This is a genomic window from Neisseria dentiae (genome assembly GCF_014055005.1).
Classification (GTDB): domain Bacteria; phylum Pseudomonadota; class Gammaproteobacteria; order Burkholderiales; family Neisseriaceae; genus Neisseria; species Neisseria dentiae.
Genome location: NZ_CP059570.1, coordinates 1290475 through 1314952, shown reverse-complemented (window position 1 = coordinate 1314952; position 24478 = coordinate 1290475). Strand labels below are relative to the sequence as shown.

At 55.5% G+C, this 24478-nt stretch carries 21 protein-coding genes and 4 pseudogenes; 17 read left to right on the top strand and 8 right to left on the bottom strand.

The window, feature by feature from the left end; genetic code table 11:
* Positions 1-2: 2 nt before the first annotated feature.
* From ubiA to H3L92_RS06190, 6 genes and pseudogenes are all read right to left on the bottom strand, one after another.
* On the bottom strand, positions 3-920 hold the full coding sequence (gene ubiA / locus H3L92_RS06210) for a 4-hydroxybenzoate octaprenyltransferase (RefSeq protein WP_085365939.1): 918 nt from the start codon (positions 918-920) through the stop codon (positions 3-5).
* A pseudogene (locus H3L92_RS13255) lies at positions 910-1122 on the bottom strand (lipoprotein signal peptidase). Before H3L92_RS13255 ends, ubiA begins: the two are co-directional and overlap by 11 nt.
* 45 nt (positions 1123-1167) lie before the next feature.
* Positions 1168-1698, bottom strand: coding sequence for a chorismate--pyruvate lyase family protein (locus tag H3L92_RS06200; RefSeq protein ID WP_085365938.1), 531 nt, complete (start codon positions 1696-1698; stop codon positions 1168-1170).
* A 117-nt stretch (positions 1699-1815) separates the two neighbouring features.
* Positions 1816-1971: pseudogene (locus H3L92_RS13250) on the bottom strand (lipoprotein signal peptidase).
* Positions 1972-2004: 33 nt separating this feature from the next.
* Positions 2005-2682 carry a CPBP family intramembrane glutamic endopeptidase gene (locus H3L92_RS06195; protein ID WP_158088148.1) on the bottom strand — a complete coding sequence of 226 codons (678 nt, stop codon included), beginning with the start codon at positions 2680-2682 and terminating at the stop codon, positions 2005-2007.
* A gap of 323 nt (positions 2683-3005) precedes the next feature.
* Positions 3006-5243: a nitric-oxide reductase large subunit gene (locus H3L92_RS06190; RefSeq protein WP_085365936.1), complete on the bottom strand. Its 2238-nt coding sequence runs from the start codon at positions 5241-5243 to the stop codon at positions 3006-3008.
* 379 nt (positions 5244-5622) lie between these two features.
* Here H3L92_RS06190 and nirK point away from each other — a divergent pair, with 379 nt between their 5' ends.
* From nirK to H3L92_RS06165, 5 genes and pseudogenes are all read left to right on the top strand, one after another.
* On the top strand, positions 5623-7119 hold the full coding sequence (gene nirK, locus H3L92_RS06185) for a copper-containing nitrite reductase (protein ID WP_085365935.1): 1497 nt from the start codon (positions 5623-5625) through the stop codon (positions 7117-7119).
* 247 nt (positions 7120-7366) lie between these two features.
* The gene (locus tag H3L92_RS06180; protein WP_085365934.1) at positions 7367-8119 is read left to right on the top strand and encodes a formylglycine-generating enzyme family protein; all 753 of its coding nucleotides are present in this window, start codon (positions 7367-7369) and stop codon (positions 8117-8119) included.
* 168 nt (positions 8120-8287) lie between these two features.
* The gene (locus H3L92_RS06175) at positions 8288-9973 is read left to right on the top strand and encodes a choline/carnitine O-acyltransferase (RefSeq protein WP_085365933.1); all 1686 of its coding nucleotides are present in this window, start codon (positions 8288-8290) and stop codon (positions 9971-9973) included.
* Between the two features lie 278 nt (positions 9974-10251).
* Positions 10252-10477 (top strand): annotated as a pseudogene (locus tag H3L92_RS13710) (IS481 family transposase); the annotation flags it as partial.
* Between the two features lie 46 nt (positions 10478-10523).
* Positions 10524-11202, top strand: a pseudogene (locus H3L92_RS06165) (IS1595 family transposase).
* 279 nt (positions 11203-11481) lie between these two features.
* On the opposite strand, the gene H3L92_RS06160 reads toward H3L92_RS06165, so the two are convergent.
* Both H3L92_RS06160 and H3L92_RS06155 read right to left on the bottom strand, forming a co-directional pair.
* Positions 11482-12438 carry a peptidylprolyl isomerase gene (locus H3L92_RS06160; protein ID WP_085366712.1) on the bottom strand — a complete coding sequence of 319 codons (957 nt, stop codon included), beginning with the start codon at positions 12436-12438 and terminating at the stop codon, positions 11482-11484.
* Positions 12435-14762 (bottom strand): LPS-assembly protein LptD, encoded by a 2328-nt coding sequence (locus tag H3L92_RS06155; RefSeq protein WP_085366711.1) that lies wholly within the window; start codon positions 14760-14762, stop codon positions 12435-12437. The genes H3L92_RS06160 and H3L92_RS06155 overlap by 4 nt, the downstream gene beginning before the upstream one ends.
* Before the next feature lie 71 nt (positions 14763-14833).
* On the opposite strand from H3L92_RS06155, the gene amgK reads away from it, so the two are divergent.
* The 12 genes from amgK to H3L92_RS06095 all read left to right on the top strand — a co-directional run bounded on the left by amgK (position 14834) and on the right by H3L92_RS06095 (position 24300).
* Complete coding sequence (amgK, locus tag H3L92_RS06150) at positions 14834-15838, top strand: N-acetylmuramate/N-acetylglucosamine kinase AmgK (protein ID WP_085366710.1); 1005 nt, start codon at positions 14834-14836, stop codon at positions 15836-15838.
* Positions 15839-16193: 355 nt separating this feature from the next.
* Entirely contained in the window at positions 16194-16478 is a 285-nt protein-coding gene (locus H3L92_RS06145) for a hypothetical protein (protein ID WP_085366715.1), read from the top strand.
* Positions 16479-16723: 245 nt separating this feature from the next.
* Positions 16724-17770 carry an ABC transporter permease subunit gene (locus H3L92_RS06140; RefSeq protein WP_085366709.1) on the top strand — a complete coding sequence of 349 codons (1047 nt, stop codon included), beginning with the start codon at positions 16724-16726 and terminating at the stop codon, positions 17768-17770.
* 56 nt (positions 17771-17826) lie between these two features.
* A complete protein-coding gene (locus H3L92_RS06135; RefSeq protein ID WP_085366708.1) occupies positions 17827-18849 on the top strand; it encodes an ABC transporter permease in 1023 nt (340 codons plus the stop codon).
* A 97-nt stretch (positions 18850-18946) separates the two neighbouring features.
* Positions 18947-19345: a phosphoribosyl-AMP cyclohydrolase gene (hisI, locus tag H3L92_RS06130; protein ID WP_085366707.1), complete on the top strand. Its 399-nt coding sequence runs from the start codon at positions 18947-18949 to the stop codon at positions 19343-19345.
* 44 nt (positions 19346-19389) lie between these two features.
* A complete protein-coding gene (locus H3L92_RS06125) occupies positions 19390-19713 on the top strand; it encodes a phosphoribosyl-ATP diphosphatase (RefSeq protein WP_085366706.1) in 324 nt (107 codons plus the stop codon).
* Positions 19714-19848: 135 nt separating this feature from the next.
* On the top strand, positions 19849-20172 hold the full coding sequence (locus H3L92_RS06120) for a histidine triad nucleotide-binding protein (protein WP_085366705.1): 324 nt from the start codon (positions 19849-19851) through the stop codon (positions 20170-20172).
* Between the two features lie 55 nt (positions 20173-20227).
* A complete protein-coding gene (gene tatA, locus H3L92_RS06115) occupies positions 20228-20434 on the top strand; it encodes a Sec-independent protein translocase subunit TatA (RefSeq protein ID WP_085366704.1) in 207 nt (68 codons plus the stop codon).
* A 3-nt stretch (positions 20435-20437) separates the two neighbouring features.
* Positions 20438-20983: a Sec-independent protein translocase protein TatB gene (tatB, locus tag H3L92_RS06110; protein ID WP_085366703.1), complete on the top strand. Its 546-nt coding sequence runs from the start codon at positions 20438-20440 to the stop codon at positions 20981-20983.
* 7 nt (positions 20984-20990) lie between these two features.
* On the top strand, positions 20991-21749 hold the full coding sequence (tatC, locus tag H3L92_RS06105; RefSeq protein ID WP_085366702.1) for a twin-arginine translocase subunit TatC: 759 nt from the start codon (positions 20991-20993) through the stop codon (positions 21747-21749).
* Positions 21750-22103: 354 nt separating this feature from the next.
* Positions 22104-22478, top strand: coding sequence for a DUF2069 domain-containing protein (locus H3L92_RS06100; protein WP_085366714.1), 375 nt, complete (start codon positions 22104-22106; stop codon positions 22476-22478).
* Positions 22471-24300, top strand: coding sequence for a PglL family O-oligosaccharyltransferase (locus H3L92_RS06095; protein WP_085366701.1), 1830 nt, complete (start codon positions 22471-22473; stop codon positions 24298-24300). Before H3L92_RS06100 ends, H3L92_RS06095 begins: the two co-directional genes overlap by 8 nt.
* Positions 24301-24478: the final 178 nt, after the last annotated feature.

Genomic DNA, 24478 nt, shown 5'->3' with positions numbered 1-24478 from the left:
TTTCAGACGGCCGAATAAAGCGACAGCCACAGATAATGCCCGGCAATGCCCAAAAACCAAGCCAGGCCGATGCGGTTGTTTTCTAAAAACGTGCGGAAACACACCCAGCGGTCGCGGGTTTTGATTTGGCGGTATTGCTGCATCTGCCAGTAAACCGTGAGCGGTAGCACGATCCAGAAAGGCCAGGTGGCGCCGATTTGCCAGCCCAGCACCGCCATCAGCGCGCTGAACCAGAAATGGCAGAGCATGATGGCCGACACGTCGTGGTCGCCGAAAGTGATGGCCGAGGTGCGGATGCCGAGCTTGAGGTCGTCTTCTTTATCGGCCATGGCGTAGATGGTGTCGTAGGCGAGCGTCCACAACACATTGGCGGTGAACAGCAGCCAGGCCAGCGGCGGAACGGTTTCGGTTACGGCGGCAAACGCCATCGGTATGCCGAACGAAAACGCCAGCCCCAGATAAAACTGCGGCAGCGGGAAAAAGCGTTTGGTGAAAGGGTAGCTCACTGCGAGAAACAGCGCGGGCAGGCTCATCAGCCAGGTCAGGCGGTTGAGCGGCAGCAGGCACAGGGCGGCCATCAGGCAGAGTATCAGCGCCAGCAGTATGGCTTCTTCGGTGGAAACCAAGCCGCGTGCGAAAGGCCGTGTTTTGGTGCGCTCTACCGCGCCGTCGATGCCGCGGTCGGCAAAATCGTTGACCACGCAGCCTGCGCTGCGCATCAGAAAGGTGCCGGCGGCGAAGGCCAGCAGAATGGTGAAATCGGGCATGCCCTGCGAGGCAATCCACAACGCCCAGAAAGTGGGCCACAGCAGCAGCAAAGTGCCGATGGGCTTTTCGATACGCATCAGCCGGCTGTAAATCACCAGCCTGCCGACCACATAGCGGGGCAGAAATTTCAGGAGCAACCGTTTAATGTTCATGTGTGATAGTAACTTTAATTATAAATTCAACCGATACAGATAAAGCCGCTTGTTTCCAAACGACCAGAGACCTTTGCAAAACCGTCAGATGTGGATGCAGTTCAAGGCGTAGCAGCGCAGCGAGCGCAGACATAACATGGAGTTAGGCAAGCGAGCGAGCAGCACACAACGCGGAAATGCGCCGCAGATGGCGGTTTTGCAAAGGTCTCAGCCTGTATCGTGGAGGCGATTATAGTCTAATTCTATCTCATTCATCAGCCGATTGAACAAAACTTTGCAGCGCGGGCAGAAAGCATTCGGCCAGCCCGAGCGTTTCGCCCTGCCAGTCAAACAACGAGCGGCGCGCCACTGCGGCATGGCCGTCGAAACCCGCCAGCGGATAGTGCGGCGGCAGGGCGGTATATTCAAACGGCGAACGCGTTAAAGGCAGCGAACCGTCGAACAGCCGCTCGCCGAGCGGGCGTGTGCCGCAGTCGAGCAGGCCGAGCCAGTTGGCCGACGTTTGCCGGCACAGGCTGCGCGCCCATACGACGGGTTCGCCGTCCAAACACAGCAATACGTCGCGGGCAAACCAGTTTTGTGCGGCACTGTTTTGCAGGCCGTCTGAAAAAAGGCGGTCGAAGCCGCTGCTTCCCAAATGCAGCAGGCGCACGGAGAAACCGGCATTCAAACCGCGCAAGGCGGCGGTGAGCGACTGCGCCTGCATCACGGCGGCTTGCGGCGGGAAAAGGGAAATATTTTCGGGCAGGCGGGGCTGCCATATCAGGTGGTTATCCATATCCGATATTATATAGCGGAAAAGTTTGTTTTTGGCACGGGCGGCAGGCTGTGGGCGGTATGCGCTTGCGGCCCGGGTTGGAGCCGGCAATCAGGCCGTCTGAAAGATTGGTTGCTTTCAGACGGCCTGATATTTGAGACTTTGCAAAAATCTCTGATACGGATGCAGTTCAAGGCGTAGCAGCGCAGCGAGCGCAGACATATCAAGCAGATAGGCAAACGAGCGGGCAGCGCCCTAAAGGGCATAAACACACAACGAAGAAATACGCCGCAGATGGGGAAGGTATCGGCTTGTTGCGCAAACCTGTCAGCCCCACAATGCCCACAACAGCCCCGATAAGCCCAAGCCGAACAGGTCGAAAACCGAATGCGCCAGCATAAACGGCACCAGGGTTTTGATTTTTCTTCGGAAGAGTATGTAAACCAAGCCCAACACGGTAACGGTGGCTGCACCTGCCAGCCCTTGATAGGTGTGGAAGGCGAAACGCACAAGCAGGCTGAAAGGCAGCGCGTAAATCAGGTTTTTGCGGGGAACGGCGTAAACCAGCCCCAGGAAAAACAGCTCTTCGTAAAAGCCGTTCAGCAGCGAAAAGGCCAAGAGCGGCAGGGAGAGATGCCACTGATGGTTAGCGGCTTGTGCGGCGGCTTCCGCCGTTTGGGGGAAATCGTAATGGTGGGGCAGAACGATGCTGTGCAGATATTGGTAAATATCGGCGGCCAGCCCCGCGCAAACAATCAGCAGCACAACAAGCGGCAGGGTGCGGCGGCCGGCGGAAAAATCCAAAGCTTTGAAATCAAACCGCCGCAGACGCAGATACAGCCAGGCGGCTGCCAGTAAAACCAGCTCGATAATGATGCTGTTGTAGTTGTCGCGGTCGCTGAAGGTGAGCGCGGCATAATCAGGCGCGGCGTAGCCGCTTTGCAGTATGCCCAGATAGCCGTAGAGCGAGGCGGCGGTGGCGTAGCCGAAAAAAATCAGGCTCAAAACGATAAGGTCGGCGAAGTTTATAGTGAATTCAAATAAAAACTCCGAAATGAAATAACTGCATTCAAACTTGCAATTGGGCGATATGCTAAAGAATCGTTTTACCCTACTTCGGCATTCTTATTTTAATCCACTATAAATGGAGTGTTTTGGGTTTTTCCGTCATTTTCTGTTTTCTTGATTGGGTTTCAAACGATCGTTTAACGTTTGATTAGACGGAGAGGCCGTCTGAAAACTTACGCGGGCATTTTCAGACGGCATCCTGCAAAAAAGGCCGTCTGAAAAAATTCAGACGGCCTTTGCGGGTGTTGGGGCGAAACGGTTTATTTGCTGCGGGCAAACACCATTTTCGTTGCCTGCCACGATACGCAACACGCGCCGCCGATAAAGATCAGGTCGGCAATGGTGCGCACCCAGCGCAGGGTGTCGAGCAGTTCCTGCTGCATAAAGCCTTCGCTGCGGGCATACCACAAGCCCTGCGTGATGCTGGCATAGGCCTGAATCACGCCCACCGGCAACAGGCTGATCACAATCATCAGCACCAGGCCGCTGTTTAAGAGCCAGAAGCCCCAAGTCATCAGGCTTTCGTTAAATTCGGCATTCGGCTTGATGTAGCTGGCCACCAACAGCACGAAGCCCAGCGCCAAGAAGCCGTACACCCCGAACAAGGCCGCGTGTGCGTGCACGGCGGTGGTGTTCAAACCTTGCAGGTAGTAGAGCGAAATCGGCGGATTAATCAGGAAGCCGAACACGCCCGCACCCACCATGTTCCAAAACGCCACGGCAACGAAGCACATCAGCGGCCAGCGCAGGCGTTTCGCCCACGGGGCGGCATTTTGGTAAGACCAATGCTCGTAAGCCTCGCGGCCGAGCAGAATCAGCGGCACAACTTCCAAAGCCGAAAACGATGCGCCCACCGCCATCACGGGCGTGGTGGTGCCTGAAAAATAAAGGTGGTGGAAAGTGCCGGGTACGCCGCCCACCATAAACAGGCTGGCGGAAACCAGGGCGGTAACGGTGGCGGTGCGTTGCGACACCAAACCCATATTGTAGAAAACGAAGGCCAGCGCGGCGGTGGCGAACACTTCAAAGAAGCCTTCCACCCACAGGTGCACCACCCACCAGCGCCAGTATTCCATAATGGTGAGGCTGGTGTGTTCGCCGTAAAACAGGCCGGGCGCATAGAACAGGCCCACGCCGGCCATCGAAGCCACGAAAATCGCGAGCATGTTTTTATCGGTTTTCTGTTTGAAGGCGTTTACGGTGCAGCGCAGCATCAGGAACAGCCACAGCAGCAGGCCCACCATCAGCAGAATCTGCCAGAAGCGGCCCAAATCGAGATATTCGTAGCCCTGATGGCCGAACCAGAAATTCAGGTGCGCGGGCAGCGCGTGGCTCAGTGCCAAAAAGTTGCCGCCGTATGAGCCGAGCACTACGATAAACAGGGCAATGTATAAGAAGTTTACGCCTGCACGTTGGAATTTCGGGTCTTTGCCGCCGTTGATAATCGGTGCCAGAAACAGGCCGGCGGTGAGAAAGCCGGTGGCAATCCAGAAAATCGCCGATTGGATGTGCCAAGTGCGCACCAGCGCATAGGGGAACCATTGCGAGATGTCGATGCCGTAAAACTGTTGGCCTTCAACGGTGTAGTGCGCGGTCAGGCCGCCCAGCAACACCTGCGCCACAAACAATGCCACGGTTAAAAACACATATTTGCCCAAGGCTTTTTGCGACGGGGTGAGCTGCACTTTAGACAAAGGGTCTTCAGACGGTGCGGCCGGTTCTTCGTCGTGCTTTTTCAAAAACGAGAAGCCCCAAACCAACAGGCCGATGCCCAGCAGCAGAAACACGATGCTGGCAAACGACCACATATAGTTTTCGGTGGTCGGCACATTGTTCACCAAAGGCTCGTGCGGCCAGTTGTTGGTGTAGGTGGCGTCGTGATCGGGGCGGTTGGTGGAAGATGCCCAAGCCGTCCAGAAGAAGAAGTTGGTGACTTTTTGGCGCGCTTCTTCGCTTGGCAGCGTGCCGTTTTTCATGGCAAACGCTTCGCGGGTTTTAATCATCGACGGGTCGTCGCCGTAGAGCGTGATGTAATAGGGCGCAACACGTTTAACCGCTTCGATACGCGTGTCGGAAAGCACCACCTGGTCCTGCGCGTTTACGCGGCCGCCGTTGCGGTATTCTTCGGCCATACGTGCTTGCAGGTTGGCTTGCATGCCTTTGTCCAAATCGGCATATTTTTTGCCGTGTTCTTTTTCGGCGGCGATGTCGAGCCAGGCTTCAAGTTCGCGGTGCAGCCAGTCGGCCGTCCAGTCGGGGGCTTGGTAAGCGCCGTGGCCGAGTATCGACCCCAGCTCCATGCCGCCCGTGCTCTGCCAGGCCGATTGGCCGGCCAACACGTCGTCTTTCGTGATCAGGGTTTGCCCCGATTCGCTCACATAAGCCTGCGGAATCGGCGGCACCTGCCGGTAAACCTCGACACCCAAATAGCCGAGTATGGAGAAAGTAACCGCCAGCACCGCAATCAGCGAATACCAGAGCTTTTTGTACTGTCCCATTTTTTGTGCTCCTTCTTCTGGTTGGAAGTGGTTTTTAAAAATTCATAAAATATGAATGTTAAAATTGTAGCACGGGTTGGTGAAAAATAAACACTATATCGCCGAAAGGAAACAGAGATTTTCACTAAATAAAAGATAAATATGGATATATGTCAAAAAAGCATGGGTGTTTTGCAGCTAGGGGAGGGGGATTTTCTAGTTATAAAGTATGATATTTTTTGAAAAACACTAGGTATAAAGCATGATTATGTTTTGTAATATTCATACAAATTGAATCAATTGATGTAAATCAACATCAAGCCGGCGGGCTTCTCACATAATTTCCCCAACCCTAAAACCGCTTGATAAAAAGCGGACATTTCTAAAAAAGGAACCCGCCATGAAACGCCACGCTTTAGCTGCTCTGATTGCATCATTGTTTGTTCTCGCCGCCTGCGGCCAGCAGGCAGCCGACCAATCTGCCGGCAAGCCCGCAGAGGCTTCTGCCGCTTCCGCCCAAAAAGCCGATGCCCAAACCCCACAGGGCGAGCTGCCGGTGATTGAGGCGGTGCTCACATCCGCCCCCAACGTGCCGCCGCCCGTTAACCGCGACTATCCCGCCAAAGTGGTGGTGAAAATGGAGGTGATCGAAAAAGTGATGCCCATGGCCGACGGCGTGGACTATAAATATTGGACGTTCGGCGGCGACGTGCCGGGGCAGTTTATCCGCGTGCGCGAGGGCGACACCGTGGAGGTGCAGTTTTCCAACCACCCCACCTCCACCGTGCCGCATAACGTAGATTTCCATGCCGTTACCGGCCCCGGCGGCGGTGCCGAAGCCACATTTACCGCACCCGGCCACACTTCCACGTTCAGTTTCAAAGCCCTGCAACCCGGCCTGTATATCTACCACTGCGCCACCGCGCCGGTGGGTATGCACATTGCCAACGGTATGTACGGCCTGATTTTGGTGGAGCCTAAAGAGGGCCTGCCGAAAGTGGATAAAGAGTTTTATGTGGTGCAGGGCGATTTCTACACCAAAGGCAAATACGGCGAAACCGGCCTGCAACCTTTCGATATGGAAAAAGCCATCAAAGAGCAGCCCGACTATGTGGTGTTTAACGGCCATGTGGGCGCGATTGCGGGCGACAAGGCTCTGAAAGCGAAAGTGGGCGAAACCGTGCGTATGTATGTGGGCAACGGCGGCCCCAATCTGGTGTCGTCGTTCCACGTTATCGGCGAGATTTTCGACAAAGTGTATGTGGAAGGCGGCAAGCTGATTAACGAAAACATCCAAACCACGCTGGTTCCCGCAGGCGGCTCGGCGATTGTGGATTTCAAATTAGATGTGCCCGGCAGCTTCACATTGGTCGACCATTCCATCTTCCGCGCATTCAACAAAGGCGCGCTCGGCCAGTTGAAAGTGGAAGGGCCTGAAAACAAGGAAATCTATTCAGGCAAAATCAGTGATGCCATCTACCAGCCTGAGGGCGGCGCCATCCAAACCGTGCCGTTAACGCCCGAAGAAGAGCAGAAAGTGAAAGCCGGCCCCGCCAAAGCTGCCGGTAAAGACGACCAAATCAAGCTCGGCAAAGCCGTGTATAACGCCAACTGCATGGCCTGCCACGGCGCGGAAGGCAAAGGCGTGGAAGGCGCGTTCCCGCCGGTGGCCAATTCCGACTATCTGAAAGCCGACCCCAAACGCGGCATACACGCCATACTCAAAGGCGTGAGCGGCAAAATCACCGTTAACGGCAAAGACTACAACAGCGTGATGCCCGCCGTGGCGCTGAACGACGAAGATGCCGCCAACGTGTTAACTTATATTCTCAACAGCTTCAACAACGGCGGCGGCCAAATCCATGCGGCCGATGTAGCCAAAGAGCGCGGCAAATAAACATCAAGGCCGTCTGAAACGGTTTCAGACGGCCTTTGCCGCCGATATCCGACAAACAGCCAAACCAATTGGCTTAATAACAGTTCGTCATACTCAGGCTTGGCCCGAGTATGACGTATATACGTTTCCTTAAGTTGTTAACTATAGTGAATGCACTATAAACCGATAACATTTCGTTTTCATGCTTTCAGACGGCCTTGTTAATTCTTAAAAGGCCGTCTGAAAAAAAACACCACGGAGCACTGCCATGAACACCGCACCACTGCTCGCCGCCATGCTGCTGATTGCCGCAGGCACGGCGGCCGCCGCCGAAATGGCCAAAGTGAACGGCGGCCGATACCGCCCGCTCTACCTGAAAAAAGAAACGCCCATGATCAGCGTGAAAGCGTTTCAGCTCGACACCCTGCCCGTTACCAATGCCCGATTCGCCGCCTTCGTGCAAAAACACCCGAAATGGCAGCGCGGCAGAGCAAGCAGCAAACAGGCCGAGCCGGGTTATCTGCGCCATTGGGTAAAAAGCGGCAACGGTTATGCGCCGCTCAAAAGCGATTTGAACAAACCCGTTACCAACGTTTCATGGTTTGCCGCCCACGCCTACTGCGCCGCCCAAGGCAAACGCCTGCCCACCATCGACGAATGGGAGTTTGCCGGCCAGGCTTCCCAAACCCGCATCAACGGCACGGCCGAACCGGGCTATAACCGCACCATTCTCGATTGGTATGCCGAAGGCAGCCGCAAAGGCTTGCGCGATGTCGGCCAAAGCAAACCCAATTATTGGGGTATTCACGATATGCACGGCCTGATTTGGGAATGGACTGAAGACTTCAACAGCAGCCTGCTCACTTCCGCCTCGGCGGCCGGCAGCAATATGTTTTGCAGCGGCGCATCGGCAGGCTCGGCCGACCCGAGCGACTACGCCGCCTTTATGCGCTACGGCATCCGCACGAGTTTGCAGGCCAAGTTTGTGCTGAACAATCTGGGTTTCCGCTGCGCCAAATAAAGCCAAACGGCGTATCACCCGATTCGTTTCTGCTTAAAGTTTCAGACGGCCTTTGAGGCCGTCTGAAAGCATTTGTAGGCTGTTTTTAATAAAAACCGGGCTTACCAATATAACTACTTTCCGCTACAATCCGTTCAATATCATGCATTTATGCCAAAGGAGAAAACCATGCCGCAACAGCCCGTGCTGCCCGTGCCCGACCTTGCCGAAACCTGCGCCCGCTACCTCAGGCAGGTGAAACCGCTGCTTAACGACGAAGCCTATGCCGCCGCAACCGCTTCCGTGCGGCAGTTCCAAGCCCGCAGCGCGCGCAGCCTTCAGGCCGCTTTGCAGGATTTTGCCGGGCAATCGGAAAAAAGCTGGCTGATTGACGCATGGCTGGAAAGCTATTTGAAAATCCGCACACCGCTGCCTTTGGCGAGCAATGTCGGCTTCAACATCCAAACCCTCGGCAAAGATTTGGGCGGATGGGTCGCCGCGCTGGCCGCCGTGTGCGCCGACTACCACCACGGCCGCATCAGCGCGCCCGTAACGCCGCAGGGCACGCCCGTGTGTATGGCGCAATGGCAGATTCTGCGCGGCGCGGCGCGGGTGCCGCAAAACGGTTGCGACACCTTCCGCATCGCCGACGCCCCGAGCCGGCATATCGGCGTGCTGCACAACGGCTTTTATTACCGCATTACCGCGCTCGACGACAACCACGAAGCCTACCACCCCGATACTTTCCAACAGGCAATCGCCCAAATTCTGGCCGACACCGCCGAAAACCCGTTCCCCGTGGCCGTGCCGTGTTATCTCGGCGGCAACCAAACCGCCCGCATCTATAAAGCCCTGCGCAGTAAAGACGACAACACCGAACTGGCTGATTACCTCGAAACCGACCTGTTCCACATCAGCATTTACCACGAAGAAAACCTGAGCGCCGACGAAGATTTGGCGCGCGCCACGTTTGCGCCGCAGCAAAACATCTGGTGCTACAAACCGACCACCTTCTGCTACAACACCGCCACTAACCGCCTGTTTCTGCATTGCGAACACACATGGGAAGACGGCGGTGCATTGAAAGGCATCGTTACGCTGGCGGCGGAAAAAACCGGCGCCAAAGGCCGCAAAACCGCCCCCGCCATCAGCCGCCACGCCTGGCATTTAACGCCCACCCAAAAGAAACGCTGGCCGCAATGGCAGCAGGATTACGCCGCCAAAGCCCGAAAAATGCGCGTAAAAAGCACCGTTATCCCGTTTAACGGCAACAGCGTGCCCAAAGGCGTGAGCCATGATGCGCTGATGCAGTTTCTGCTGCAATACGCCCAATTAACCACCTACGGCGACATCCGCAACACCTACGAAGCGGTGGACGCAAGCCATTTCGCCCACGGCCGCACCGAATGCGTGCGCCCCGTGTCGGAAGAATCGCTGGCGTTTGTGGCTTCGCTGTTGCAGGAAAAGCCCGCACAAACCCTGCTCGATGTCGCGCTGGCCGAACACAAAGCGCGGGTAAAGGCCGCCAAGATGGGGCAGGGTGCCAACCGCCACCTGCTCGGCCTGCAACTGACGGCCAAACGCAAAGGCAGCCGCCTGCCCGCCTTTTTCAAAAGCGCGGGTTATCAAACCTTCTGCACCGATTTCCTTTCCACTTCAACTTTGGGCGACGATGCCGTAACCGTCAACTTCGCCTTCGCCCCCACATCGCCGGGCGGCTTGGGCATCAACTACACGCTGATGCAGAAAGGCTGGCTGTTTACCGTGAGTTACCCCGAAGCGCAGGAACGCGAAGTGGCGATTTTTCTCGAAGCCCTGAAGCAGGGCGGCGGGCGGCTGCTGGCGTTTTTCAATCCGCCGCCGCAGGCAGAATGACGGCACCGGTTTGAAACAGGCCGCAACTTTTGCCGCATTCGTTCAGGCCGTCTGAAAAGTTTATGTACCGCCATGCGCGGACATCCACTACTTCTTTCGGGGCTTAGGAAGAAAATTTAACACGATGATATATTTCTCGATACGTATTATAGAAAATCTTAGGAACGTCGTCAGAAGATTTGTGAAGCGGATTTTTGAGGAAAAATCCGCAGATGCCAGGTAATAAAGGTGTCGCCAAGTTTCTGCTGCGCGATGTGGTTGGCTGCCGTCCGTAAACGATAGAGTATGTTTATCCCGATAATGGGGTTGAGTACAAAGGTAGTGCCAACCACCAGTTTGGCATCGCCTGTTATGCGAACAATATCGGGCAGAGGTTTACCCGTGTTGCTCTTCCACCAACCAACGGTGAGTCGGAATGGGTAATCCACACGCTGATGGGAATGTTGCACGATAAGGGAAGGATTTGGAACACTGGCAAAGGAGTTGTGCCGTTTTGTTAATTATGGGGCTTAGGAAGCAAAATCAGCAAAAATGATGATAAGCTTCTGATATGCCTATTAAAAACAAGTACCAAAAGTTCAGCAAAATTACCGAATCAAAATTCCGCCAAATCCTGCGCTTTTCGCACTTGATTTGACCGCTTCTGATACCGCCAGGCTCACCGGCATCAGTACCCGAAGTGTCAATAATCTGTTTCTCAAACTGCGTTGCCGTATGGCTGCTGAATGTGAACGGCAAACTCCCTTTGCCGGGGTGGTCGAACTGGACGAATCCTACTTCGGCGCCAAACGCATTCGCGGTAAACGCGGGCGGGGAGCGGGAGGCAAAACCATTGTTTTCGGCATCTTAAAACGGAACGACAAAGTCTATACCGAAATCGTGCCGAATACCTCGAAAGCTACGCTGCAACAGGCTATCCGAGGCGGGTTGCTGTTGAAAGTGTCATCAATACCGACGACTGGCGTGGCTATCACGGCTTGGTCGATATGGGCTATGAAAAGCACTTCCGGGTACATCATGGTGCAGACGAGTTCACCCGGGGTGCGCAATACATTAACGGCATCGAGTCGTTTTGGGGTTATGCCAAAAACCGCTTGGTTAAATTTAACGGTGTATCGAAACAGACTTTTTATTTACACTTAAAGGAAACCGAATTTCGCTTCAATCACAGGCATGATGATCTGTATAAAGTCTTGCTTAAAATACTGCGAAATCGACCCTTGGGCTAATTTTGCTTCCTAAGCCCCTAATTATACAATACGCTCAAACCGTATAGCAGTCTGAAAAAGGGGGACGCCTTTCGAGGTGTTGCAGACCTATTTTTTCCAACCTGTTGTGTAAACAACGCGGTTATTTATAAACACCTTCGAATGGTGCAGTACACCCCAATCGGAATGAATCAGTACCTCTCTTTAGACACTGTAGTTGAGCATAGCGACTACATTATCTTAGCGATAGGTATTTCAGACGGCCTTCATATATTGTGGTTGTTTCGGTATCAAGCCAGCTTAGCGGCGGATTTCTACATAAGAGGTTTCGTGCAGCTCTTTGAGCAGGTTAACGGTGGCCTGCTCGGCTTTTTGGCGGGCGATATACTGGCGCACGGCTTCGCGCTGGCGCTCTTCAGGCGTGCCAGCTTCGCGCACGTCGTTCAGCTTGATGATGTGCCACCCGAATTGGCTGCGCACGGGGCGGCTTACTTGGCCGGGTTTCAGGTTGTGCACGGCGTTTTCAAATTCGGGCACCATTTGGCCGTCTGAAAACCAGCCCAAATCGCCGCCGTTGGCCGCGCTGCTGTCTTGCGAATATTGGCGGGCGAGTGCCGAAAAGTCAGTGCCGCTGCGCGCTTGGTTGTAGATTTTGCGGATGCCGCTCTCGGCGGCTTTGGCGGCGTTGGCGTTTTCGGCTTTCAGCAGGATGTGCTGGGCGCGGTATTGGCGCAGCGGTTCGCCTTGCGGCAAGGGTGTGCCTTGCTGTTTGGCGTGGGCGATCATGCTGTCCACTTCGGCATCGCTCACGCGGCTTTGCTGCATCACGGCCTGCTGGCGTACTTTTTGGGTGATGATGCTGTCGGCAATGCTGCGGCGCATGGCTGCTTTGCTCACGCCGCTTTTGGCGGCTTGGGCATAGAGGCCTTCGACGGTGGTTTTGCGGGATTGGGCGATGTCGCTTAAGGCGGCGTCGATTTCGGCGTCGCCGGCGGTGATGTTGCGGCGTTTGCCGGCCTGCACGATCAGTGATTGGTTAATCAGCTGCTGCAACACTTGGGTGCGCAACTCGGTTTCGTTAACGTTTTTGCCCAAGCGGCTGCGGGCCTCGGCCATGCCTTGGCGCACGTCGCGCTGGGTAATCACTTCATTGCCGGCAACGGCGGCGATGCCGTCCACCTGTTTGACTTCGGCGGCTTGTGCGGTTTGCAGCGCCAAACCGAGGGCGGCAGCTAGCATCAGGGGTTTGAAATTCATTGGTTTACCTCGTTGGTTTTGCTGTAGCCGGGAACGGCCAAGCGCAGTTTTTCAAAGGGGTTGTTGCCGATATTGCTCAAGTCTTTCAATTGCAGGTTGAAGAATACGGCGTTTTTGGTGCTGTTGAGGCCGGTTACGTAACGTTGGCCGACGATGCTGGCGCCCCAGCAGCCGCAACCGCTTTTGTATTCGATGCCGGCGAGCATTTCAATCGGTTTTCTGCCTTGCAGCTCGTAGTTGTAGCGGGCGATGGCGTAAAGGTTTTTGGCAATCGGCCATTGGGCGGCCAAGTCGATTTGGCGGATTTTGTCGTAGAAATATACGCCGTCGTCTTGCAGGTAGATTTTTTCGTTGCGGCCGTATTTGTAGCGAGCACTCAACACTTTGCCGGGTTCGGGGTTGTAGAGCAGGGCGGTTGAATAGCTTTCGGCGCGGCTTTCGTTTTGGTTGTAGTGGATATCGACATCCATGCGGATGCTGTCGGTGATTTTGCCGTTGGCAAACGCTACCCAGTCGGAACGGTTGCGCGGGTAGCGGCCGATGCTGCCGTCGAGCTGCACGTTATCGTTTTTCAGGTAAAACTTCTGGCCGATACCGGCGCGGAACAGTTCTGCGCCGTTGCGGGGGTTGAGGAAGCGGGTTTGTACGGCGGTGGAAATGCTGTTGGCCGAGTTGACGCGGTCGTTGCCCGAATAGAGGTTTTCGCGGAAAAGCTGGTCGTAGCTGAAGCTGTTTTCGGAGGTGTCGAAATTGGGCAGGTCGTTTTGCGACTTGGTGGGGATATAGTTGTAAAACAGGCGCGGTTCCAGCGTTTGGATGTAGTCGCTGCCTAAAAACGAGGTTTTGCGCTCGAAGGTCATGCCGCTGTCAACGTTGAAAACCGGCAGGGTAAGGCTGGCGGTGCGGGAAGGGGTGTTGCCGAATTCTTCCAAATCGTAATAGGCCGAGTGCACGCCGATTTTCGGGCGGATATAGCCCCATGAGTTGTGGAAATCCCATTTTACGCTGGGTTTGACAACCACGCGTTTGCCCGATTGTTTGCTGTCGTGGTCGAAGCGCGTGAACTGGCCGAACAAATCTACCTGTGCGTTGCCGATGTTTTTGCTCCAAGTGCCTTGCAGGCGCGGCATGATGGCGTAGGGTTCGTCTTTATAGCCGTAGATGTTGGCCAGCGTTTGGTATTTCTGCACGGTGAAGTGGCCGTTGAGCGCGCCGCCCCACAGGGTGTCGTTGTAGTTCAGCCAAACTTGGCGGTTGAGGTTGACGTTGGCGGCGATGTCGTCTTGGCCGTAGAAATCGCGGTAGTAGTCGTTGTCGGAAACGCGGTTATAGTCGATGCCGCCGCTGAGCTTCGAAGTGAATTGCTGGTTGTGGTTGAACCTGAATTGGTAGCGGTTGTTGTGTTCGCTTTTGCGGTCGTCGGGCATCCAAGTGCCTTCAACCTGGCCGGCGTATTTCGGTTGCAGGTAGCGGAACTGGCCGCCGATGCGCGCGCCGCGGCTGCCGATAACGCCGGGGGTGATGGTGGCGTCGTAATTGGGCGCGAGGTTCATATAATAGGGCAAATCCAGCTCGAGGCCGTCTGAACCGAGGCCGACGGTGGGCACCAAAAGGCCGCTTTTGCGGTTGCCGTTAAGCGGAAAATCAGCCCACGGCGTGTAGAGAACCGGCACGCCGCCGAACACCAGCGAAGCGCCTTTGGCCACGCCGATGCCGGTGTTTTGGTCGGCTTCGATGCTTTTGGCTTTGATATACCAGCTTGCGTCGCCGGGTTCGCAGGTGTTGAATTTGGTGTTGATTAATTTGTAGCGGCCGTCGCCCTGCATTTCGGCCGATTCGCTCACGCTTTGCAGGCGGCGGCCGTTTTGCTCGCTTTCCAAACGGGTGTTGTGTGCGGTGCCGGTGCGTTCGGCCAGGTTATATTGCACGTTTTCGCCGGTAACGGTGGTGCCGTTTTGGTAGAGCACGAAGGTGTTACCGGCGGTAACGGTTCCGGCGGTTTGGTCGTAATCCACCCATTGCGCGTTTAATATCTGGTCGTTTCGCTCGATAATCACATCGCCTTCGGCACGCACTTTTACGTTGGTTTGGCCTTTTACCAAATCGGCGGTTACGCGGGTGTAGTCGGCGGGCAGCGGCTCGCCGCCGCTGCGTTTGATCTCGGGCACGGCGTGTGCCGCCGCTGTGTTTTTCAGTTTTTCGGGGATGCAGTTCAGGCAGGTGCTGCCCAGCGACAAGCCGTCGGCGGCCTGTGCCGAAGCCGCCGCGCCGAAGCCTACGCTCAGGGCGACCACCACCGGTTTTAATGAAAATAAACGAGCCAAAGTCTCACCTTAAATCGGTTTTGCCAGTTAGAATAGCGGCTATTCTAACCCGAAAAATCAAAAAAACCATCATGCAACGACAAACCGAACTGAAAAACTGGCTTGAAACGGTTTACCCGAACCGGATTTTTGAATTGAGTTTTGCCGCCGCCGATGCGGATTTCCGACGTTATTTCCGTGCCGCTTTTTCAGACGGCGGCACGGTTGTCTGCATGGACGCCCCTCCCGATAAAATGAGCGTGGCGCCTTATCTGAAAGTGCAAAAATTATTTGACATGATAAACGTGCCGCAGGTTCTGCATGTTGACGAAAAACTCGGCTTTATGGTGTTAAACGATTTGGGCAGCACCACTTTTTTAACGGCCATGCAGCAGGCGCGCAATGAAACGGCCGATAAGGCGCTGCTGCTCGAAGCCATCGACGAATTGGTGGTTTTGCAAAAAAACAGCTGCCCCGGCCTGCTGCCCGAATACGACCGCGAGGTGATGCTGCGCGAAATCAACCTGTTCCCCGAATGGTTTGTGGCCAAAGAGTTGGGCAAAACCCTGAATTTCAAGCAGCGCGAATGGTGGAACCAAACGGTTGAAACGCTGTTGCCGCCCCTGTTGGCGCAGCCGCAGGTGTATGTGCACCGCGACTATATCGTCCGCAACCTGATGCTGGCCGAAGGCCGCCCGGGCGTGCTGGATTTTCAAGACGCGCTCTACGGCCCGATTGCTTACGATTTGGTGTCGCTGCTGCGCGATGCCTTTATCGAGTGGGAAGAAGAATTCGTGTTGGATTTGGTAATCCGCTATTGGGAAAAGGCGCGCGCCGCCGGTTTGCCCGTGCCGGAGCAGTTCGACGAGTTTTACCGCTGGTTCGAATGGATGGGCGTGCAGCGCCACCTGAAAGTGGCGGGCATTTTCGCGCGCCTCTACTACCGCGACGGCAAAGACAAATACCGCCCCGAAATCCCGCGCTTTTTAAACTACCTGCGCCGTGCTTCGCGCCGCTATCACGACTTGGCGCCGCTGTATGCGCTGCTGGTGGATTTGGTGGGCGACGAAGAGTTGGAAACGGGCTTTACCTTCTGATTGCCTGAGACCTTTGCAAAAATACCTTAAGGCCGTCTGAAATGCTTGGATTTCGTCATTAGCTTCGCAAGTCCGCTGCGCGGAAATGACGGGAAATAAATTTTTTGTGATAGTTTTTTAATTTTGCAAAAGCCTCTGCCTGAAAATTGTTTTCAGACGGCCTTTACGAATATAAACGGGCCGTCTGAAATTTTTGTTTAAAATGAAAGCGGTATCCCGAAAACTTATGTAAACCTGCACCAGATTGCAACAGAGCAGCGTAAAAAACACCCCGCCGCTTGCCGCCGCCGCCGTTTGCCCCTATTCTGCATACACCGGCGTATGTATCGCGCCATTATCCAAAGGAAACACTTCCATGAACAAAACCAAATTCTTTGCCTTGTCTGCCGTTGCCGCGCTTGCCCTTAGCGCCAATGCTTATGCGGCCAAAGAAATCAAAGTAGCTTCTAACAACACACCTTACACTCAAGACAACGTGCAGAAACTCGCCGCCACCGCCGTGAGCATGGGGGTGAAAGAGCCGGTTAACCTGAATCTGGCCGGCGGCAGCCTCACCGTTTCCGGCAGCAGCGCCACCAAGTGCGTATTCAAGGTGGGCAACGGCGACAGCCCGAAAATCCAAGGCGTAAACTGCAAATAACGGCTTGCGGCTTTCGCACCGTTTGTTTTCAGAATCCGGCCGCAGCGTGTTCAAGCGCTGCGGTTTTCCGTTTTCAGACGGCCTTAATCTTGATAAGATGCCCGCATTTTCCAAACCGTTATAGCGGATTAACTTAAATTTCGCTACGGCGTTGCTGCGCCTTGCCGTACTACTTGTACTGTCTTCGGCTTGCTGCCTTGTATCGAAAATTAATTGAATCCGCTCTATTTATAAAGAGACGCGCGATGTGGCGTTATATTTTCCAGCGTTTGCTACTGCTGGTGCCCACACTGTTGGGCATTCTGGCGGTAACGTTTGCCGTTATCCAATTCGTGCCCGGCGGGCCAGTGGAGCAAATGGTGCAGCAGCTCACCCAAACCGGCGCGGGCGGCGAAACGGCTGCGGCGGGCGGCATGCTCAAAAGCGGCGGCCGCCTGAGCGCGGAGGATATGGCTGCGCTCAACGCCCTATACGGTTTCGACAAACCGCCGCTCACGCGCTTTATCGAGATGGTCGGCCGCTTCGTGCGTTTTGATTTGGGCGAGAGTTTTTTCCACCATCAAACCGTGTTCGAGCTGGTGAAAGAAAAAATGCCGGTGTCGATGAGCTTGGGTTTGTGGACGTTTTTTCTCACTTATTTCATCTGTATCCCCTTGGGCATTGCCAAAGCCGTGCGCGACGGTTCGCGGTTCGACGTTGTGTCGGGCGCGGTGGTGTTGGTCGGCTATACCGTGCCGCCGTTCGTGCTGGGTTTGGTGCTGCTGGTATTTTTCGGCGGCGGCAGCTTTTTCGCCTGGTTTCCGCAGGGCGGTTTGGTGGGCGACGATTGGGAAACGCTCGGCACGGCGGCCAAAATCAAAGACTATCTCTGGCATATGGCGCTGCCGGTTACCGCTTCGGTGGCGGGCAATCTGGCGGTGATGACGGTGCTCACCAAAAACGTGTTTCTCGAAGAAATCCGCCGCCAATATGTTTACACCGCCCGCGCCAAAGGCCTGCCCGAGCGGCAGATTTTGTGGAAACACGTTTTCCGCAACGCCATGATCCCGCTGGTTACCGGTTTTCCCGCCGCCTTTATCGGCGCGTTTTTCACCGGCAGCCTGCTGATAGAAACCCTGTTTTCGCTCGACGGCTTGGGGCTGCTTTCTTACGAAGCGGTGATGAAGCGCGATTATCCGGTGGTGATGGGCACGCTGTATGTGTTTACCCTGATGGGGCTGCTGGCGAAACTGCTGTCGGATATTTCATATTCCTGGGTTGACCCGCGCATCCATTTCGGCGGGCAGAAATAAACCGCAGGCCGTCTGAAACGCTTTCAGACGGCCTATCGCAACCATACCAACACACCATGCAGAAAATATTCTCTTCCCAAGTCTGGCAGGCATTCAAACAGCACAAGCGCGGCTGGCTGGCGTTGCGCCTGCTCTCGGTGCTGTTTGCCGTGGCGCTGCTGGCGCCCGTGTGGAGCAACGACAAGCCCTTATGGGTGAAATACGAGGGCCGCTATTATTTTCCGCTGGCCAACACCTATAACGAAACCGAGTTTGGCGGCGACTTCGACACCCCGGCCGATTATTTCGACCCGCTGGTGCGCCGCAACATCACCACCGGCGGCAATTATGCCGTGTATCTGCCCAACCCCTATGCCGCCAACACCTTAAACGAATTCGACACGCAGCCCGATCCGGCCGGGCCGTCTGAAAGGCATTGGCTCGGCACCGACGACCGCGGCCGCGATGTGCTGGCGCGGCTGGTGTACGGCTTTCGCGACTCGCTGCTGTTTGCGCTGGCGCTCACCGCCGTAACCACCCTGATCGGCGTGGCGGCTGGCGCGGTGCAGGGCTATTTCGGCGGACGGGTCGATTTGCTGATGCAGCGCTTTCTCGAAATCTGGGGCGGCCTGCCCGAGCTTTACCTGCTGATTATTTTGTCGTCGTTTTTCAACCCCGGCCTGCTGGTGCTGCTGGTGATTCTGTCGCTGTTCGGCTGGATGGGGCTTTCGGATTACGTGCGCGCCGAGTTTCTGAAAAACCGTCAGGCCGATTATGTTTTGGCCGCCAAAAGCATGGGCGTTTCCAACGGCCGCATCATGTGGCGGCACATCCTGCCCAACAGCCTCACGCCCGTGCTGGCGTTTCTGCCGTTCCGCATTTCCGGCGCGGTGCTGGCGCTCACCAGTTTGGACTTTTTAGGCTTGGGCGTGCCCGCTTCGCAAGCCAGCTTGGGCGAACTTTTGGCGCAGGGCAAAGACAATCTCGACGCCTGGTGGATAGGCTTATCCGCCGTGGGCGCGCTAACGGTGATGCTGCTGCTGTTGGTGATGATAGGCGAGGGGCTGCGCCATGCGTTTGATGTGCGGGCGAGGGCGTAGTTTTTCAGACGGCCTGAAGGCAGTTTTGCAAAGGTCTCGGCCTGAGAAAAAGCAAAATAATTCTGAAATATTGTGAAAAACGGAAGGAACATAAACTATGTCGCAAGCATTATTGGAGGGCGTGAAATTCGACGCCAACGGTTTGGTTTGCACCATCGCGCAAGACGCGCAAACCCTGCGCGTGCTGATGGTGGCGTGGATGAACGCCGAAGCCCTGCAAAAAACCGCCGAAACGGGTTTTGCCCATTATTACAGCCGTTCGCGCAAAAAACAGTGGATGAAAGGCGAAGAATCGGGGCATACACAAAAAGTTTGCGAACTTAGGTTAGACTGCGACGGCGATGCGGTGGTGATGCTGATCGAACAGGCGGGCGGCATTGCCTGCCACACCGGTCGCGAAAGCTGCTTCTATCGCGTGTGGCGCGACGGTGCATGGCAAACGGCGGATGCGGTGCTGAAAAGCGAAACGGAAATTTACGGCAAACCGCACGGTTGAGGCCGTCTGAAACATCAATATTTTCCTTGAAACGGAAGAGAGAAATGACCGAGCAAGTGCTGATTGAAATCCAAAACGTGATTGATTCGCGCAAGGGGCAAAACCCCGAAACATCTTATGTTGCCCAGCTTCTGCACAAAGGCGGCGACAAAATCCTGAAAAAAGTGATCGAAGAGGCGGGCGAAGTGCTGATGGCCTCGAAAGACGGCGGAGGCGAGCATTTGGTGTATGAAGTGGCCGATTTGTGGTTTCACACGCAGGTGCTGTTGGCGCACCACGGCCTGCGGGTGGAGGATGTGGTTAACGAGCTGGCGCGCCGGCAGGGCCTGTCGGGGCTGGCGGAGAAAGGCGCGCGGCAGGAAAGCTAACGCCGCGCGGCGGTTTAAAAATAGCTTCGGGTGTTGAAACTGTATTACAATCCGTATTCTTGTGAGATGCAGGCCGTCTGAAAGTCTGTTTTCAGACGGCCTGTAATTCTTTCAAAAATAATTGGAGTATCTCTGATGACAGACTGTATTTTCTGCAAAATCGCCGCCAAAGAAATCCCCGCATCGGTGGTGTATGAAGACGGCGAAATGTTGTGCTTCAAAGATATCAATCCCGCCGCCCCCGTGCATTTGCTGCTGATTCCGAAAGTGCATTTCGATTCGCTGGCACACGCGCAGCCGGAGCATGAGGCGCTGTTGGGCAGAATGATGATGAAAGTGCCGCAAATCGCCGAAGCGGCAGGTTTGACCAACGGTTTCAAAACCCAGGTCAACACCGGCAAAGGCGGCGGGCAGGAAGTGTTCCACCTGCATATCCATATTTTGGGGCGGCCTGCCTAAAGCGCGCGGGGCCGTCTGAAACATTATTGAAGCAATTGAAATTAAAGGATTAACAATGGGCAGCTTTTCTATTTGGCACTGGGTGATTGTGCTGGTGATCGTGGTTTTGGTGTTCGGCACCAAAAAACTGCGCAATGTCGGCAAAGATTTGGGCGGCGCGGTACACGATTTCAAACAGGGCCTGAACGAGGGCAACGAAGCCGGCCAAGCCAAAAAAGACGATGTGATCGAGCATCAAAAAGACGACAACAAATCGGCCTAAACCATGTTTGACTTCGGCTTTAGCGAGCTTTTGCTGATCGGTGCGGTGGCGTTGGTGGTGCTCGGCCCCGAGCGGCTGCCCAAGGCCGCGCGCATGGCGGGCAATCTGGTCGGCCGCGTTCAGCGCATGGTCGGCAGCGTGAAGCAGGAATTGAGCGCGCAGGTGGAAATGGAAGAGCTGCGCAAAGCCAAGCAGGAATTCGAATCGGCCGCCGAAAATATCCGCACCGAAATCGGCAGCGTGGGCGACAGCGCGCAAAGCAGCCTGAACGGGATTTCGAGCGGCCTCAAACCGTGGGAGCGCGTGCCCGAACAGCGCACGCCCGCCGATTTCGGCGTGGACGAACACGGCAGGCCGCTGGCCGGTGCGGATTCGCCCGAAGCGGGGCGGAAAGCGGCCTGGGCATCTTATCTAACGCCGTCTGAAAACCCCGCATCTGTCGGCGGCGGTTTTCAGACGGCCTCTCTGCATAAACAGGCGATGCGGCGCAAACGCGATATGCGCCCGCGCCACCGCCCCAAACCGCAGTTGCGCGTGCGCAAGAAGTGAGTGAACGGTGTCTGAAATCGAACAACCCACCCAACCGCTGGTTGAGCATCTGATCGAACTGCGCCGCCGCCTGATGTGGATTGCCGCAGTGATGTTGCTGTGCTTCTTCGGCCTGATGCCGTTTGCGCAGAAGCTCTATACCTTTGTGGCGCAGCCGCTGATGGCCACGCTGCCGGCCAACACCAGTATGATTGCCACCGATGTGATTGCGCCGTTTTTCGTGCCGGTGAAAGTAACGCTGATGGCGGCGTTTCTGCTGACGCTGCCGCACACGCTCTATCAGGTGTGGGCGTTTGTGGCGCCCGCGCTTTATCAAAACGAAAAGCGGCTGGTGATGCCGCTGGTGTTTTCCAGCGTGGTGCTGTTTTTCGGCGGCATGGCGTTCGCTTATTTTCTGGTGTTTCCGGTGGTGTTTAAATTTTTGGCGGGCGTAACGCCGTTGGGCGTGAGCATGGCCACCGATATCGACAAATACCTTTCTTTTGTGTTGGGGATGTTTGTGGCGTTCGGCACTACGTTTGAAGTGCCGGTGGTGGTGGTTTTGCTCAACCGTATGGGCGTGGTGTCGGTTACGCAATTGAAAGCCGTCCGCCCGTATGTGATTGTGGGGGCGTTTGTGGTGGCCGCCGTGATTACGCCGCCCGACGTGATTTCGCAGGTGTTGCTGGCTGTGCCGCTGATTCTGCTTTATGAGGCGGGATTGTGGTTCTGCCGCTTTGTGAAACCCGTGCAGTTGCGGCAGGAAGCGGAAACCGCCGCCGATTGATGTGTTTGGGGCCGTCTGAAAAGTTTTCAGGCGGTTTGGTTTATCGTGTTTTGTTTATGACATAAAACTAAAAACATAAGGTTTTTGGGCAGGCGGGAATTTTTCTGCCCGAAAGCAAACTAATCTGATTAGGCCGTCTGAAAATCAAACGAACCGGGACCTTTGCAAAACTTCTTAAGGCCGTCTGAAACGCTGTTTTTCGTCATTCCCGCCTGCGCGGGGGCGCAGCGGACTTGCGAAGCTAATAACGGTAAATAAACTTTTTGTGATGGGTTTTAATTTTGCAAAGGTTTCAAGCCACGAATTTTTCAGACGGCCCGACTGGAACGCCGAATGATGTTGGAAACTAAAATAATGAATGCACAACAATCCGCCGCCGGTAAAAGTTGGCCGCATAAGTTGGCCGTGGCCAGCCTGCTGGCGCTGGTTTTTATCAGCCTTGCCTGGGAATTGTGGCTGGCGCCGCTGCGGCCGGGCGGCTCTTGGCTGGCGGTGAAGGCACTGCCTTTGTGCCTGCCGCTGGCCGGTATTCTCAAGGGCAGGGTTTATACTTTTCAATACAGCAGCCTGCTGGTTTTGCCGTATTTTGCCGAAGCGGTGGTGCGCCTGTTTGATGCTTCGGCAGCCAGCCGCGCCTGTGCGGGGGCGGCGCTGCTGTGTTCGGCAGCGTTCTTCGTTGCCTGTTTGGCTTATGTGAAACAACAGCGTAAGGCGGTTGGGAATGTTTAGAGAGATTTCGTTTTCAGACGGCCGCGAAACGGTGTGGACCATGCGTTTGTGGCCGTTGTGGTTTTGCTTTGTTTGGATTTGCGTGGCGCCGTTTGTGTCGCTTTACCGCGTGGGGCCGCTGTCGAGCTTCTATCTCGAAGCCGGCTCGCTGGCCGGTGCGGTGATGTTGCTGCTGTTAACGGCATTGTCGGGCCGTTTGAACGTGAAAGTGCCGGCGGCGGGCGTGTATTTTCTGGCGCTGGCGGCGTTTTGGTGGTTACAGGCGCGGGTGATGGGGTTGCTTTACCCGGGCATGAACGACATGGTAACGGCATCGTTTGTGATTCTGGCGCTGGCGGCATGGGCCTGCCGGGGCTGGGTGGCCGCATTCGGCCAAGAGCGGGTGGTGTCGGTGTTGGCGTGGGTTTTGTTCGGCGGTGCGCTGGTGCAGGCGGCGGTGGTGCTGTTGCAGTTTACCGGCTGGGCATCGGCGGAAATGTTCCACGGCATAGTGGCCTACCGGGGCGTGCGCGAAATCAGCGGCCAGCTCGGGCAGCGCAACCATTTGGGGCATTATCTGATGTGGGGCACGCTGGCGGCGTCTTATCTGTGGGCGCAGCGCAGAATACCCGGCTGGCTGGGTTTTCTGGCGGTGTTGGTGCTAACCTCGGCTTTGGGTTTGGTGAACTCGCGCACGATTTTCACTTATGTTATCGGTGTGGGGCTGCTGCTGCCGTTTTGGCGGATATTGGCAGGGCGCGAAGCCAACCGCATCGTGTTGGTGATGCTGTTCACGCTGGTGATGACGGTGGCGGTGCAGTTCGGCATCAGCCCGCTGCTCGATTTGTTTTCGGGCGTGCAATACGACACGGCGCTGGAGCGTGTCGAAGGCAGCAGTTTCGGTGGTTCCGCCCGCGAGGTGGAGTGGCGTAAGGCTTGGGCGGTGTTTTTGTCGGCGCCGTTATGGGGGCGCGGTTGGGGCAGTTATGCGCTGCAAGGTTTTTTGGCACATGCCGAAACGGGGCAGTTTACGCCCAATCATCTGAACGTGCTGTTTACCCATTCGCACAACCTGTTTTTCCAATTGCTGGCCGAAACGGGTTTGCTTGGAACGCTGGCCGTGGCGCTCGGGTTTGCGGCGGTTGTGTGGCGTATGGTAAAGCGGCCTGCAAACGCTGCTTCGCTGCTGCTGCTGGCGATGATGACCGTATCGCTTTGCCACAGTATGCTGGAATACCCACTCTGGTATATTTATTTCCTCACCCCGTTCGCCTTAATGATGAGCTTGTCGCCCGCGCGCGAAAGCGATGTTTCAGACGGCCTGCAATCGGTTAAAAGACACAATATCGGCGGCGCGGTGCTGGCAGTGTTTTTGTTGGTGGGCATCGTCCGCCTGGGCTTCGTTTACACCGATCTGACGGCCTTCGACCGCCAGCCCAAAGGCGAAACCGTGGCGCAGGCGGCAGAAAAAATCAACGGCCTGAACCGGATTGCCGAAACCGAACCCATGCTGCGTTATTACGCCCAATTGTCGCTGATCCGCCGTGCCAACCCGGCCGACGAAGTTTTGCAGCCGTGGGCGGAAGAAGCCGCATCCGAAGCCCTGCTGTTCCGCCCGTATTCCAACGCTTATCAGGCGGGGCTGTACAGCTACCGTATGGGCAAAGAGGCTGAAGCGCGCGAATGGCTGCGCAAAGTTTATCTTTATTATCCGTTTATGATGCCGCATTATGCGGAAAAGATACGCAGCAACGGCATCCTGATGCCGCTGGAAGCGCAGATCAAAGCAGCCTGTAAAGAATTTAATGAAAAATATCCTAAAGAAAAACAATGTGATATTTAAAAATTTACTGCTCTGTAAACAGGCCGTCTGAAATGTAAAGGCCGTCGGCCGCATTGCAAAAAAGCGCAAAAGCATAGAAACACACGCTATCAACAAAGGCGATTTGCATGTTAAGATTCGCAGCATATCCAACGGCCGCCCGAGCAGGCGGCTGCCACAGCAACCATATAAAGGACAG